Source organism: Proteus sp. FME41, from assembly GCF_014897315.1.
In the GTDB taxonomy this organism is placed as follows: Bacteria; Pseudomonadota; Gammaproteobacteria; order Enterobacterales; family Enterobacteriaceae; genus Proteus.
Genome location: NZ_JABUYL010000002.1, coordinates 120483 through 136484 on the forward strand (window position 1 = coordinate 120483; position 16002 = coordinate 136484).

At 37.2% G+C, this 16002-nt stretch carries 11 protein-coding genes; 4 read left to right on the plus strand and 7 right to left on the minus strand.

What is annotated here, in order from left to right:
- Positions 1-55 precede the first annotated feature (55 nt).
- The 4 genes from cueR to INT04_RS03125 all read right to left on the minus strand — a co-directional run bounded on the left by cueR (position 56) and on the right by INT04_RS03125 (position 9845).
- On the minus strand, positions 56-505 hold the full coding sequence (cueR, locus tag INT04_RS03110; RefSeq protein ID WP_193014698.1) for a Cu(I)-responsive transcriptional regulator: 450 nt from the start codon (positions 503-505) through the stop codon (positions 56-58).
- Positions 506-611: 106 nt separating this feature from the next.
- Entirely contained in the window at positions 612-3101 is a 2490-nt protein-coding gene (locus INT04_RS03115) for a heavy metal translocating P-type ATPase (RefSeq protein ID WP_193014699.1), read from the minus strand.
- Between the two features lie 288 nt (positions 3102-3389).
- On the minus strand, positions 3390-8123 hold the full coding sequence (hpmA, locus tag INT04_RS03120) for a calcium-independent hemolysin HpmA (protein WP_193014700.1): 4734 nt from the start codon (positions 8121-8123) through the stop codon (positions 3390-3392).
- A 33-nt stretch (positions 8124-8156) separates the two neighbouring features.
- Positions 8157-9845, minus strand: coding sequence for a ShlB/FhaC/HecB family hemolysin secretion/activation protein (locus tag INT04_RS03125; protein WP_193014701.1), 1689 nt, complete (start codon positions 9843-9845; stop codon positions 8157-8159).
- An 828-nt stretch (positions 9846-10673) separates the two neighbouring features.
- Here INT04_RS03125 and tnaC point away from each other — a divergent pair.
- From tnaC to mutT, 4 genes are all read left to right on the plus strand, one after another.
- Positions 10674-10778 (plus strand): tryptophanase leader peptide, encoded by a 105-nt coding sequence (tnaC, locus tag INT04_RS19535; RefSeq protein ID WP_129037440.1) that lies wholly within the window; start codon positions 10674-10676, stop codon positions 10776-10778.
- Between the two features lie 117 nt (positions 10779-10895).
- Positions 10896-12299 carry a tryptophanase gene (locus INT04_RS03135; RefSeq protein ID WP_193014702.1) on the plus strand — a complete coding sequence of 468 codons (1404 nt, stop codon included), beginning with the start codon at positions 10896-10898 and terminating at the stop codon, positions 12297-12299.
- Between the two features lie 72 nt (positions 12300-12371).
- On the plus strand, positions 12372-13622 hold the full coding sequence (locus tag INT04_RS03140; protein WP_193014703.1) for an aromatic amino acid transporter: 1251 nt from the start codon (positions 12372-12374) through the stop codon (positions 13620-13622).
- 107 nt (positions 13623-13729) lie between these two features.
- Entirely contained in the window at positions 13730-14122 is a 393-nt protein-coding gene (mutT, locus tag INT04_RS03145) for an 8-oxo-dGTP diphosphatase MutT (RefSeq protein WP_193014704.1), read from the plus strand.
- A gap of 67 nt (positions 14123-14189) precedes the next feature.
- Here the strand turns inward: mutT and yacG are convergent, their stop codons facing one another.
- The 3 genes from yacG to coaE are packed head-to-tail and all read right to left on the minus strand — an operon-like array spanning position 14190 to position 15825.
- On the minus strand, positions 14190-14402 hold the full coding sequence (yacG, locus tag INT04_RS03150; protein WP_193014705.1) for a DNA gyrase inhibitor YacG: 213 nt from the start codon (positions 14400-14402) through the stop codon (positions 14190-14192).
- Positions 14403-14456: 54 nt separating this feature from the next.
- Positions 14457-15209, minus strand: a complete 753-nt coding sequence (gene zapD / locus INT04_RS03155) for a cell division protein ZapD (protein WP_193014706.1) — start codon at positions 15207-15209, stop codon at positions 14457-14459.
- Positions 15202-15825, minus strand: a complete 624-nt coding sequence (gene coaE / locus INT04_RS03160; RefSeq protein ID WP_193014707.1) for a dephospho-CoA kinase — start codon at positions 15823-15825, stop codon at positions 15202-15204. Before coaE ends, zapD begins: the two co-directional genes overlap by 8 nt.
- Positions 15826-16002 lie beyond the last annotated feature (177 nt).

Below are 16002 nucleotides of genomic sequence, written 5' to 3' on the forward strand. Positions count from 1 at the left end.
GATTAAAATAGAATGCCCGCTTAGTGATAAGCGGGCTTTTTTTACAGCGAATAAACTAGATTGAAGAACGAAGAGGAGAAAGATGACTTTTAGTTATTTTTTTTTCTGGCAATTGTTTAGGTTCAGCTAACCCCGCAATAATTGGACAGTCTGGATTATTATCGCCTTGGCAATCTTTTGCTAGATGCTCTAATGTTTGTGTCATTCTCTGCAGTTCAGCTATTTTGCGGTTAAGCTCTTCAATATGAGAAATCGCGATCAACTTTACATCTGCACTGGCTCGCTCTCCGTTATTCCATAAAACCAATAATGTTGATATTTGTTCTGTTGAAAAACCCAGTGCACGTGAATGGCGAATAAAACGAAAACAAGCTACATCCGCTTCACTATAATCGCGATAGCCTGCATCGGTGCGAATGGCTTTTGGAATTAAGCCAATCTGCTCATAATAACGGATCATTTTGCTTGAAATACCGGACTTTTTTGCTGCTTGACCAATATTCATCATGCTCTCCTTCTCTGAAAATGAAGTGCTCTTTCTATAATATAGTTGCTTTATAATATTGAGCCAGACTCACTTAAGTCTGGCTATAAAGAGAATAAAGGTTGTTTTAATGGACTTTCATTGGGGCTTGAAAACGTTTTAGCCTCAATGCGTTACCTAATACAAACACACTTGAAAGCGCCATTGCCGCTGCGGCAAATATGGGTGAAAGTAGCATCCCATTAATGGGATAGAGCATGCCTGCGGCTACTGGAATTAATAAAGCGTTATAAGCAAATGCCCAGAATAAGTTTTGTTTGATATTACGGATGGTTGCTTGGCTTAATGAAATAGCATCAACAACACCTCGTAAATCACCCGACATTAATACGACATCAGCGGCTTCAATAGCAACATCAGTTCCTGTACCAATCGCTAAGCCAACATCGGCTTGTGCAAGGGCTGGTGCATCATTGATACCATCACCAACAAAAGCCACTTTAGCACCTTTATGGCTAAATTGTTTTAAGGCTTCGACTTTTCCATCAGGAAGCACTTCAGCCGCAACTTCATCAATACCTAACTGCTTAGCAATGGCTTTTGCCGTCGCTTCGTTATCACCCGTGATCATGGCAACTCTTAGGCCTAAACCATGTAAAGCTTTGATCGCCTCAGGGGTTGTTTCTTTAATCGGATCTGCAACTGCAATAATGGCAGCAAGACGCCCATCAATGGCGGCATACAGTGGGCTTTTACCTTGTTCACCCAAATTTTTTGCTGATGAGGTAAAGTGACTGACATCCAAACTTAATTGTTTCATAAAACGATCAGCACCGACGGATACCGTTCTTCCACCAACTGTTGCACTAACACCAAATCCCGGAACCGCCTCGAAATTTTCAACCATTGCGAGAGTTAATTCAGCCTCTTTAGCTGCATTGACAATAGCTTCTGCAATAGGATGTTCAGAATAAGTTTCAATAGCGGCAACAAGGCCTAAGACTTCGTTATATTCAAAACCTTTTGCTGGAATTAAATCCGTTAATTCAGGACGACCTTTTGTTAATGTGCCGGTTTTATCAAGGGCGACAACATCCACATCACGTAATGCTTGTAAGGCCTCGCCTTTACGAAAAAGAATACCCAACTCAGCAGCGCGACCAGTACCTACCATAATTGAAGTGGGGGTGGCTAATCCCATAGCACATGGACAAGCAATGATTAACACGGCAACAGCATTAATCAGTGCAAATGTTAATGCGGGCTCTGGGCCAAAAGCTAACCAAATAAAGAAGGTGATGGTTGCGCCTAACATCACTGCGGGCACAAACCACATGGTGACTTTATCAACTAGTGCTTGAATAGGAAGTTTAGAGCCTTGCGCTTCTTCCACTAAACGAATGATTTGTGCCAATACGGTATTGGAGCCAACTTTGGTGACTTTAAAATTAAAAGCACCTGTTTTATTGATGGTTCCACCGACAACTTCAGAGCCAATCTCTTTCGATACAGGTACAGGCTCGCCTGTTATCATACTCTCATCAACATAAGAGCGACCGTCAACAATTTCACCATCAACGGGTATTTTTTCACCAGGGCGAACAAAAACAATATCCCCCATGACAACTTGATCAAGAGGGATTTCTACGCTTTCACCATTGCGTGAAACTCGGGCAGTCTTTGCTTGCAAGCCGACTAAACGCTTAATGGCTTGAGACGTATTCCCCTTGGCTTTTGCTTCAAGCGTTCTTCCTAACAAGATCAAGGTGACAATCACAACAGCGGCTTCAAAATAGATATTGGCTGTGCCCGCAGGTAAGACGTGAGGAATAAAGGTTGATACTACTGAATAGCCGTAAGCGGCGGCTGTACCAACAGACACTAATGAGTTCATATCGGGAGCACCCCGTAATAATGCAGGTATTCCTTTTTGGAAAAATCGTAAACCAGGGCCAAACATAACTATCGTGGCAAGGATAAATTGAATATACCAATTAAGTTGTTGCCCTAAAGTTTGGGTTACCCAGCTGTGTACTCCGGGAATAAAGTGTGAACCCATTTCAATCATAAAGACAGGCAGGGTAAAAATAGTCGCAATAAGTAATGCTCGGCGTAACGAGCGTGCTTCTTTTTCGCGACGTTCCTCTCCTACATCTCGCGTATTAGCAGGATTATCCGATAAACGGCGAGGTTTATAGCCAGCATGTACCACGGCAACTTCTAAATCAGTGATAGAAACGACACCTGACAAATGACGTACACGGGCACGTTCAGTAGCAAGGTTAACGGTGGCTTCTAATACTCCAGGAACTTGTGCTAATGCTTTTTCAACACGACCCACACAAGATGCACAAGTCATTTCTTCAATGGCAAGTTCAGTGATAGCTTCAGGTACTTTATAGCCTGAGCTTTCAATAGCACTGACTGCAATTGCAGGATTAGGTGTACTTGTAAATATGATATCGGCCCGCTCAGTAGCAAGATTCACAACAGCATCTTGTATTTCGGGTACTGCTTTTAATGCACGCTCGACACGACCCACACATGATGCACATGTCATACCTTCAACAGGTAAACTCAGCCGATTGGCAGAGGACAACGTAGTCTTAGTGTTCATCAAAAATCCCCTCTTAAATATGGTATGAGATAAAGCTTAGGCTTTACCATTAGGGGAAGGTCAAGGCTTATATCATGATTTGTTTTTTTATTTTTAATGGTTATTTTTCTTTTAATTCAATTGATTATATTCTTATTGTTGTGCTTTGTATTTTATTTAAAGATTAAAGAACGGTAAATTATCTGAAATAAGAAAGAATAAGATAGAGAAATAAAAAACCCGCTTATTGTGATAACAAGCGGGTTTGGCTTACAAAAGAATAGGCATTACTCTTTTATGGAGTGTCTACTATTTTTCAGAAATAGACGATTTTGTGTTTACAGTTTCATTCACTTTAACTGGTGATTTTAATGATAAGTCACCACCTGCCAGTTGTTTCACTAAATCAACGGCTGATGATTTCAGATCAAGGTCTGCACCTGCTTCGTATTGATGACCTTCAATATTGTTTAATTGAACGTTACTACCGCCTAAATCAACCTGACCTTGCTCACTTTTAATTTCAGCGCCTGTAAGCTTAGTTGTACCACTTACGTTTAATGAAATATCATTTTTGCTTGTTAAGGTTGTAGTTTGAGTAACTGCATCATTATCAATATGAGAAACTTTAATATCCGCATTGGCTGTATGACCTTCAGCGCCAGTTACGATATTTTTGATACCGTTACCCACAGTGCCAACACCTTTATCAATTTTGGCTTTTGTCTCGCCACTGATACCGGTTTTATCTGCGATAGTGGAAGAAAGTGAATGGTATTTATCAGAGATAACATCTGTTGCAGATTTAATACCTGAATCAATGGTCTCTTTGATCGTATCTTCTAATAATGATCCACCTGCCTTGGCTGTTTTATCAACTTGACTAGATTTAGGATCATTGTTGTGGTTATAGCCAACATTGACATCAACACTAACATGACGATCACTGTCTTTCTGGCTAGTTACTGTAAAGTCGCCGTCCACATTACCCGTTACATTATTCGCAGAAATATTTGCACCAGAAAGAGCGAAATTTTTGTCGCTATTTACAGTTAATGTGCCTGTTTCTACTGAAGCATTTTGGTGTGTGGATTTTTGTTGATCTTCGACGTTGACTAAAACTTTACCACCAATATCATGGATAGAGGTTGCTGGGTTTTCTTCAGTCACTTCTTTTGGCGTCGTATTGGTTTGCTTGCCATTTAAAGAGATATCAGTACCCCAATTATTTTTGTAATCCGTGGATTGTGCAGATGTCAGCGTAGTATCACCAGATTGAGAGGTTAATTGCGTATCTTTGCTATTAACTTTAGTACCTTGAAGATTAACCGAGCTACCGTTAACAGTTAAATTACCTTGGTTAGCAATGGTTCCACCTTCACGAGAAACACTCTTCTCATCTTGCTTGCCAATAGCAAATTCAGCGCCACCTAACCCATTGACAGAAGATGATTTATCTCCTGCTTTTTGACCAAAGCCTGCTTGTAATCCACCCGATAGGTTTTTACCTGTTTCAGTACGTTGAGATTCAGTAGATTGGAAATCAACCTTATTCGTTGCCGTTAAAGCGACATCGTTTTCACTGGTAACATGTGTACCTTGTAACGTTAGATTGTGGCCTGAATTTAGCTCGATACCTTGAGAACCATTTACAGATCCTGCTTGTGCTGTTGTTTGATCTTTTTGATGATTTGCTCCACCTGCTTTAAAGCCACCACCATAATCTTTACTGTCTGGTGTTGTACCTACTTTTAGGTTTGCGCTACCATTCACGTTATGTTGGCTTTCAGTATGAGTATCTGTTGCTTGTACAAGCGTTAAATCGCCCCCAGTATTAATGACCGTTTTACCATTTTGAGCATCAAACTTAGCACCTTCATAATGTGCATCTTCATGTACATTAATATTGATATTGCCTGCTGAGTTAAATTGGCTACTTTCAGCTTTTGTTGTCGTTAAACTAGTGTCAGTGGTTTTACCTTCACCTTTAATTGCTACAGTAATGTCTGAGCCTGTTTTGGTACTGACACCAACTTGTCCCCCTCCCGTTGTTTCATGGAAGGACTCTTGGTGTTTATTTTGCGCAGCTTCACTAGTATGAGTGTTAGCAGTTAGCGCAACATCACCTTGGGTTGATTGATAATGAGTTCCTTGGTCATGTAAGGTGTTATTGCTGTCAGTATTAATTTTACCGGCAGTAATTGAGGTTGAAACCGCTTGGGTATCGTTTTGTAATTTCTGGCTACCGCCACCTTTCACCCCAACTTCAACGCCTACGTTAGGCGCTTCTAAGCTACTTAAGTTAGCAAGATTACTAATGGCATCTTTAAAGGTTACTTTTTTATCAATACCTTTGTTGCTGTCTGGATTAGCAGCATCAACACCCTCTTCAACGGCTTTCTTAATGGGGTTAGTAACACCACTATAATCAAGATTAACACCCACATCGACACCGATATTTAAAGTATCGGTTTTAGATGTTGCACTGTCATTTGCAGCAAGATGATTGATATTTTCACCTGACTCTTTATATGCACCATCAACGTTGTGTGATGCACCTTGATGCGTTACATCATTGTTTGCAGAGATAGTTAAATCACCCGCAACGTGAGTTTCGCTACCTTTATTTTTGGTGATATCAGTTGTTGTATGCTGTTTGTCATATTGGAAATCAGCTTTACTACCGATCTTATCAACACCACCGGTATAGCTAAAGCCACCTGAAATGGTTCTATCGGTACTGTCAGTCTCTTTTTTGTTTTCTGTTGAAACAAAGGCAACATTATCACCAGAAACAGTGGCATTACCTGCTGTTGTTTTTAAATCAGAACCTGCAAAAGTGACATCTTTATCTGCTTGAACTTTAACACTGCCACCACTGAGAGTAGATCCGACTTGCTCAGTCTCAGTGCTATTGTTTTTATTGGATGTATGAGTGATATGAAAACCAGCACTATATTGTTTGTCTTCAACTTCTTTAGCATGACCAGTGATTTCTAAAGATGTTTTTTCATCATTGATTTTCGTGGTTTGCTGTGCCGATTTAACGTTGATATCACCTAAAGATTCAATACCTAATTCATCAGCGCTTTTAATTAAGCTACCGATGACATTGACATCTTTGCCACTGACAACCATTAACTGCGCATCAGAAACTAATTCACTACCTATTGAATGCTGTTGATTAGTTTCATTCTTGTGGGAGTTTTTAGTAATGTTAAATGCAGTACCTGTACGTTCATCTGTTTTAGTGATGGTTTCGCTGATCGCATTATCAATAACAACATCGCCTTGAGTCGTTTTAACAAAGGCACCTTGATTGCCTTTGACTTGACTACCTGTGATTTTGACACTGTTATCTGCTGCAAGTAACAGTTGTCCATCAGCAGTCAATTGTGTTGAATGACTGACTTCTTGTTTATTGTTATTGTTCTTATTATTACCACCGCCGATACCACCCCAAACGACATGATTGTCGGTTACTGTTTTATCATTGTTGGTATTTTGAACATTAAGATTGATATTCTCTTTAGCGTTAACAACAACATTCTCATTAGAATGTAATTTTGCACCTTGAGCAGTAACTGAGCCTTCAGCATTTAAACCCAGCGTTTTACCCGCAGTTAACTCACTGCCTTTTAAGGTTTCTGTTTGATGGCTATTGCTCCAACTTCCTGTCTCTAAGCGAGAAGTATGGTTACGTTTGTATCCATTTTCACTGCGGTTTTCTTTCTCAACTAATCCGTTGATATTGATATCTTGATTAGCATTAATTGCCAGTGTGTTACCCGCATTAATTTTGGCACCTTCGAGAGTGACATCACCTTGAGTTGCTGCCAGTGTGACGTTGTTCTTTGCATCAATATGGCTACCAACTTGCTGTACTAGCTCTTTTTCTTTCGTGACATCATATTGCCAAGAATAGAACCAGCGATTATCAGTATCAGTCTCTTTTTGCTGTAGTTGTTTGCCATCAACGGTTAAATGAGCGCCTTGCAATAAAATATCATCGCCCATTAAATCAGAGGCTTTGATTTGGTTTTTATTATCAGCAACTAACGTAATATTTTTACCTTTTAACTCTGTTTTTGTTAGTGTTTGACTAGAGCCACTATTATTAACGGCAATTCCGCCACGATAATTTTGGTAATTTTCACTGCCATCCTTGTCGAAACTATCGTAACGGACTTGGCTATCCGTTTGAATATTATCAGCTTTAACGCTTAACTCATTATCAGCAACGAATTTACCTGTTAACTTAACGCCACTACCTTCCGCAGTATTAATAATACGAATACGTCCAGATTGCATACTACCAAAGAAGTAGCTGTCTAATGCAGAAGTCGGTTTTTGTGATGAAAGAATATCAAAACGCTGAGAGAACGTATTTTGACCTGTTAATGCTGAAATTTCAGCCGCAGTTATCTTTCCTCTGCTATCAATACGTGGTGCGATTAAATCTAAAAGACCCGGTGTCTGTAATCCGTTTTTCCCTATAGAAAGTAAATGAGTATTATTAAGCGTGCTATATCCTTTTAACTCTCCATTCTCAAACAGTGGATTACCTACCACTAACGAAGAGCGACTTGTATTGATAAAACCACAACCATCACAAGTGATGCCATTAGGGTTAGAAAGGACATATTCCGCCGCGATACCAAAGACTTCTTGCTGACCTAACAAGAATGAAGGGTTACGACTAACAACCTCATTTAAAATTAAAGAAGCAGCTTGCCCATTTAAATTACTATTGGCATTTAATTGACCAGCAAGTTGAGATTGTCCTGCTTCTAAGGCGTTGTTAAAAACAGCACCCGGTTTATTGACATTAAAATCTTGATATTGGTTATGAGAAATACCTTCACTATTTGGCGTGACAATGTTGATTACCTGAGTGCCACCGTTGACAGATGAAACATTAGGCCCTTGGTTACCAGCATCAGGAACAATACCGCCAGCATATGCATTTAATGATACGAAAATAATCGCTAAAGATGCCGCAAGCCTACCCGAAGGAGAGAGCTTAAATTTTTTTGATTTCATAGAGTTTTCTCCGTTTATTGCTATGAGTGTGAATCAAAATAAATATGAAAATCTAACTAATACTTGAGTAGGGTCTTTGGTTTTATTGGAATTTGTTTGGTTATAAAGTAAATGCCCCTTGGCAACTTCGATATCGAATTGTGCTTTTTGTTGATATTGAAGATTTAAACCCGAACTTAGCCCATAGCCACTACGCCATCCTTCATAGTTGCCATGTTGTTGAACACGGCCTGCATCTAGGCCTATCCGTGGGGTGATTGAAAAGGTGTTTACTCGATAAGGATAAGAAAGTGTGTTACGTAAATAACCCCCGTTATCCCCAGAAAGTGTGCTTTGATCGAAGCCGCGGATTGCATTTTTATCCGTTAAGCTAAGCCACTCAACGCCGGGTAAGGTGTTAGGGCTATATTGACCAAAGAAGGCACTATTGAATAAAAATGTAGAATCCGATAATGATAAACGGTGTTGCCAATTGGCAAAAAGCTTAACTTTTGTAAAGCGATAGTCATTACCACTGGCATTAGCAACACGAGGTGATTCATCAGCACCAAACCATCCGACTGCTTTTTCTGCGCTTAAGTTAATGCTGACTACACCATTTGGAATGATGTGCAAGTGATTAATCCCAAGCTCTACGGTTGTTAGTGCTGGGCTACTTAAATCAAGACGAATTTGGCTAAAATAGTTGCGTATTCGTTTATGCGTTATCTGCATATTTAAGGTATCAATTTGTTTTTGACTACGATAAAAGGCGTAATCCCCTCTTAAACCAAATTGCGTAGTATCACCTTGTAAGCGCACAGTGCGGGTTTGTAATGATTGATGAAATTCATACTCGGAATAACTACCAAAGGTACTAAGTGTAAATGCCCCATAGGGTAAGGAATAAAGTAGGGTATAAGCGCGATTGAAACGTGTGTTCGGATTGTCTGTGGTAATGCTAGCATTTAGGCTAATAAAATCAGATAACCCTAATGGGCTGTCTAAGCTTGCATTCGTTCGAACTAACCAGCGTCCTGAGTTTTTTTGCCCATAATTATCACTTGAAATATTCAAGTGCCAAGGCGCTTGACGTTGATTGGTGAGCTGAATAATGGAGCCACCTAATTGTGTACCCGGCAATATATCCAATTTGACCTTATTGGATTGTAAACGGTTCGCTTGATCAAGCCCCTGATCCAGTTTTGACAGCTTTAGAGGTTCGCCTTCAACATGAGGAAAAAGTAAAGCTGTGTTAACACCTCGGTCACCACCCTGTATTTTTTCAATAAAGCCTTCAATAACATACAGCCCAAGCTGTTGTTCTTGATTTGGGCGTAAAAATTGGACTCTGGCTGTGATATAACCATGTTGAAGGTAGTGTTGAGTTAACTCTTTGACTAGTCGGTTAACGTCGGCACTTTTTATACATTGCTCTGGTAATGGTGTTAAGGAATCAAGATCTTTTTCATTAAGTAAAGTAATTCCTTGAACATAAACACCATTAATAGGTAAACAATGTTCTGATTCAGAAATCAATGTTGGTGTGGGTGAAACATTTAATACATTTTCTTGAAGTTGTTGGTAGCGATTTTGTTCTATAAGTTGATTAATTTCACGTTGGCTATCTTGTAATGCGCGTCGTGATTCTCCCATCGTGCCAAAATGATCAGCATCATTTGCTGTTAATCCAGTGGTTGAAAATCCACTTAATAGTGTTAATAAAATAACTTTTTTTCTCATTTTACCTCAATATAAAGGTAGTCATTTAAATATAAATAATATGGCTTAAATAAAGTAAGATAATAATTAATGTTTTTATATTATCGTTAATTTAAAAATAATAAATACTAGGTACTCTCAATATGAAAATAAATTAAAAACTAATGTAATAAAGATAAATTTTTATTTGTTTCGATATTAAATACTGACATAACTAAAATGATTAACATTGATCTTAGTATTAATTAAACAGATGATTCATTTTTTAATTTTCTATTGTATTGATTTTCATCGTTATAATGCTAATTGTTATTTTTTATTGCTGTTTAAATTACCATCAGAATGATGATAAAAATAAAGATTTATCTTTTTTTATAAAGAGAAGGTAAATAATGAGAGAGAACTCGAAAAACGTTATGTAATAAAATGAAATTAGCTTTTCAATTGTTATTCTTTATTTGTTTATGTAATGTGGTGAAATATTTATTTCATGAATTTTTATTTTATTATAGTGAATAAAAGTGTATTTATAAAAGTGAAAAATTTACTCTTTTTGTGTTAAATAATTATTCATTATAAAAAGAAAGGTTATTGAATTTTAATTTTTATTTTGTTAAAGGGTAATGTGAATACATGTATTACCACTTAGTATTATCAATTAAAATTTAAATTATAAAAAATAATTCATTAATAATATAAAAAAGTGATAGTGATCACGTTAATTTATAATAAACAATAAATAATGTGATTATTGTCCAAAATATACTATTGTTATATTACCAACAGAAGCTAACTGTTATATAAATTAGTCTGTAAATTGTACTATTTCCTGACAATAAGGGTTAAAGTATGTTCTCATCATTTAATGTTTTGATAATATTAAGAGGTTTCTTCAGATTGAAGAAATGGTTTAATATTGATTCTGAACTCGCCTTCTTCTTTCCTAAAAAATAATCCTTTTTTATATCCATCCAAATTAAATTCAATACTCTTTTTCCATTTCAATTTAAATGGAAAGGTTATTTTATTTATTCATAAATTTATTATTTAATTTATATTAAAGGTATTATCATGGCTAAAAGAATCGTAGAACCATTCCGTATTAAAATGGTAGAAAAAATTCGTGTTCCATCAAGAGAAGAGCGTGAAGCTGCATTAAAAGAAGCAGGATATAACCCATTTTTATTACCAAGTCATGCTGTTTATATTGATTTATTAACAGATTCTGGTACTAACGCAATGAGTGACCAGCAATGGGCTGCAATGATAACGGGTGATGAAGCTTATGCAGGTTCAAGAAACTACTATGATTTAAAAGATAAAGCCAAAGAACTTTTTGACTACGATTATATTATTCCAGCGCACCAAGGTCGTGGTGCTGAAAATATTCTTTTTCCTGTATTATTAAAATATAAACAACAAGAAGGAAAAGCGAAAAACCCTGTTTTTATTTCTAACTTCCACTTTGATACCACTGCAGCTCACGTAGAATTAAATGGCTGTAAAGCGATTAATATTGTTACTGAAAAAGCCTTTGATACAGAAACCTACGATGATTGGAAAGGCGACTTTGATATTAAAAAATTAAAAGACAATATCGCAAAACATGGTGCTGATAACGTTGTTGCTATTGTTTCTACCGTGACCTGTAATAGTGCGGGTGGTCAGCCTGTTTCAATGGGTAATTTAAAAGAAGTTTATGAAATAGCAAAACAACACGGTATTTTTGTTGTTATGGACTCTGCGCGTTTTTGTGAAAATGCGTATTTTATAAAAGAACGTGATCCAAAATATAAAAACTCTACTATCAAAGAAGTTATTTTTGATATGTATAAATATGCTGATGCGTTAACCATGTCAGCGAAAAAAGATCCATTATTGAATATTGGTGGTTTAGTTGCGATTCGTAACAACGAGGAAATCTTCACACTTGCAAGACAACGTTGTGTTCCAATGGAGGGCTTTGTAACTTACGGTGGTTTAGCCGGTCGTGATATGGCAGCTATGGTGCAAGGTTTAGAAGAAGGTGCACAGGAAGATTTCTTACATTATCGGATTGGTCAGGTTAAATATTTGGGGGATCGTTTACGTGAAGCGGGCATTCCAATTCAGTATCCTACTGGTGGACATGCTGTTTTTGTCGATTGTAAAAAACTGGTGCCACATATTCCGGGTGATCAATTCCCAGCACAGGCAATTATTAATGCACTTTATTTAGAGTCTGGAGTGCGTGCGGTTGAAATTGGTTCGTTCTTATTAGGCCGTGATCCTGCAACGGGTGAGCAAAAACATGCTGATATGGAATTTATGCGTTTAACCATTGCTCGTCGTGTCTATACTAATGACCATATGGATTATATTGCTGATGCCCTTATTGGCTTAAAAGATAAATTTGCAACGCTTAAAGGTCTTGAGTTCGAATATGAGCCTCCTGTATTAAGACACTTTACAGCTAGATTAAAACCTATCAAATAAATCTTAATCCACAATAATAATGGCTCTCGTGCAATGCGAGAGCCCTATCCTTATTTCAGTAAGGACTAAAAAATGGAAAATAAGTCGGTAAATAAAGAACCCTCAATTATTGTAGGGGGATTTGTGTTGGGTGGCGCCATGATTGGCGCGGGTATGTTTAGCCTTCCAACAATAATGTCTGGTGCTTGGTTTATTAACTCACTCTTTATATTATTTATTGTTTGTTTCTTTATGTTTCATTCGGGAATTTATATTCTTGAGTGTATTTCAAAATATGGTGCTGGAACAAATTACTTTCATATCTCTAAAGAATTATTACCTAAATGGGCATGTTATCTCGCTAATGCGTCATTGATATTTGTATTATATATTTTAATTTATGCTTATATCTCTGCAGCTGGCTCTATCATTTTTGAAGCTTCATTATTGTATGGTATTAATCTAAACCTTAAAGCAATTTTCTTTGTATTTACGATAACACTAGGGGCCACAATATGGTGGGGAGGCGCTAGCGCCAGCCGCTTAACTTCAATTTTCTTATTTATTAAAATTATTTTGTTTGTTTTGGCTTTTTCAGGTTTATTTTTTCAAGCAAAAGGTGATTTATTATTTAGTGCTACTTTTGAAGGTAAAAGCCAGTTATATCTTTATCCTTTTATTTTTATCATTATTCCTTATGCGATTACCTCATTTGGTTATCATGGAAATGTTTGTAGCCTTTATAAGCTTTATCATGAAAATGAAAGAAAAGTGGTAAAGAGTTGTATTATTGGCTGTGTATTAGCATTGGTTATTTATTTGCTTTGGATGATTGGCACCATGGGGAATTTACCCCGAGAGCAATTTATTACGATTATTCAAAAAGGCGGTAACTTAGATGCCTTTATCGACTCTCTCTATACGGTGTTGAATAGTAAATATATTGAAGGTTTTTTATTATGGTTTTCTATTAGTGCCGTATTCTGTTCATTCTTAGGGGTAGCGATTGGTCTTTTCGACTATATTTTAGCATCATTAAAATTTGAAGATAACAAAACAGGGCGCTTAAAATCAGGCGTTTTATGTTTTACCCCCCCTTTATTGTTATGTTTACTTTTCCCTAATGGTTTTTTAATTGCAATTGCTTACGCAGGAACAGCCGCTTGTGTATGGGCAATTATCTGTCCTGCGGTGATGGCGCTGAAAGCCCGAGAAAAATTCCCTAATTCAGGTTTTAAAGTCTGGGGTGGAAAAGGCTTAATTTACGCGGTTATTGCGTTTGGTGTATTTGGAATTATTTGCCAAACGTTAGCTCAATTCGGTTTACTGCCTATTTATCGTTAATTCACCCCTAAAAACAGAGGAAAGAAAACCAGAGTAGCGCCATTGGATATACGTTATAATAACGCTAAGTTGTTATAATAACTCAGCTATTCAATAGGTTGTCTATAATGGATAAAAAAAAGCTACATATTGCTGCGGGTATTATTTGTGATCAGCACAATAATGTCTTTATCACTCAACGCCCTTTAAAATCGCATATGGGGGGATTTTGGGAATTTCCAGGTGGAAAATTAGAAGATAAAGAGACCCCAGAGCAGGCGTTAGTGCGTGAGTTACAAGAAGAGATTGGTATTGATGTCACACAATGTTCACTTTTTGAAACAGTAGAGCATGATTTTCCTGACAGACATATCACATTATCTTTTTTCTTAGTCACACAGTGGGATAATGAGCCTTATGGTAAAGAAGGACAAGACTCAAAATGGGCGCCTATCACATCATTAAATGCAGAGGATTTCCCACCCGCTAATCGCACTATTGTGGCGTTATTACAAAAGTAAAAAGCTCAAAATTAAAACCAAATAGCCACTTTATCAGTGGCTATTTTTTATGCTTTCAATCTTGATATTAAAAATCTTTAGGTTCTTGCTGTGGTACTTCACTCCAGTTATCACTGTCATTAATATCACTCTGGCTTGGAATACGTTTTGATTCATCAGCCCATTCACCTAAATCTATAAGTTGGCAACGTTTGCTACAAAAAGGGCGATAAAGACTATTATTATTCCAAACGACTTCTGCTTGACAGGTTGGGCATTTTACCACTAATTCTTCGCTCATCATCTCTCCTAGATTTCATCGGCGCGATTTATGTTCATATTTATAAACATAATGTTAGCAACAAGCAATCTCAAAGGGTAGCTCTAGAGGTACAGTTCCATTCTCACTATCAAGAGGTAAAAAGCGAACAGCATAGCGATTTTTATGGCCTGATACTTGTGGATAAATTTGGTGGTCGATTGCAATTTTAAGACGCAACAATTCGCCTTCTTCTGCGCTGTCTTGGTAAAAACCGCGATGGCTAAGAGCAGGTTTAAATGTATCTGATTGGCGAATAAGCATGAGTAAACTATTTAATGCATTTTGTAATGGCAGTAATCCTGTCATCCAAGTTTGTAATTTTTCATCGCGGGTTGTTTGAGGCAAGCTTAGCCACAAGTGCAACGCAGGGACATCAAAGTTACAGCATCCTCCTGGAATACTTAGACGCTGTTTCACTAAGCTTATTACTTTGTCTTGTTTTAAATGTTGACCTATTCGTGGTGCTTGACTTAATACGGCTGCATTTTCAGCTAATTCATTAATAATTTGAGTTACAATTTCCTTATCAACATTAGGAAATGAAAGCCATTGTTGTAATTTTTTTTGTCTTTTTTCTAATTCTTTGAGTAATTCTGCACGGATCTCTCCACGATCAAGGACTTCAATAAATTCGGATATTGAGCGGAAAAAAGAGAGTGCTGTTGGTAATGAATCAATTGCACGAAAACTGTTAATTTGAATCAATGAGTTTTCAATTCTAAGCCATGAACGCATTTTTTCATTGAGAGGGTGTTCGAAGATGATTGTTGTGATGTCATCACTCATGGCAGTTGTCCTGTAACGCTTGTTGAGCTAATTCTAAGTAATGCTGATGGAGTTGTTTAACTTTTCCAATCACATCTTGGCTATTATCGTGATTTTCAATAATATCATCAGCGACGGCTAATCGTTCTTGTCTTTGGGCTTGAGCTTTTAATATATTCAGCACTTGCTCTCGACTTACCCCATCCCGTTTCATGGTTCTTGCTATTTGTTCTTCTTGTGTGACATCAACGACAAGAACACGAGAGGCTAAATGGGTTAATTTATTTTCAATTAATAAAGGAACAACCCAAATAAAATAAGGGGCTTGAATTTGTTGTATTTGTTTTTTAGTCTCTTGCTGGATCAACGGATGAAGGAGGCGATTAACCCACACTTTTTCTTCATCATGTTGAAAAATAATCTGACGCAATTGTGCTCGGTTTAATGAGCCATCAGGTAACAGAATACGGTCACCAAAATGCTGATGCAATGCATTTAGCCCGAATGAGTGAGGTTCTACCACTGATCGAGCGATAACATCAGCATCAACAAGTGGTACACCTAATGAGGCAAAAGCATTGGCAATAGTGGTTTTACCACTGCCTATTCCGCCTGTAAGAGCAACCGTATAAGCCATTCTATTTATCTGTTTTTAATTAATTAAAATTTGCTATTAGTCTCGTATTCTAAAGCTTAATTTTGTTTTTATCACAAGATAATAACCGCAATATTTAGGTTTTATTCGGTTATTATGATAGATGATTTTCTGCTACCCTGACAACCTACCTTATAATCCGCAATAGAATTATCATCA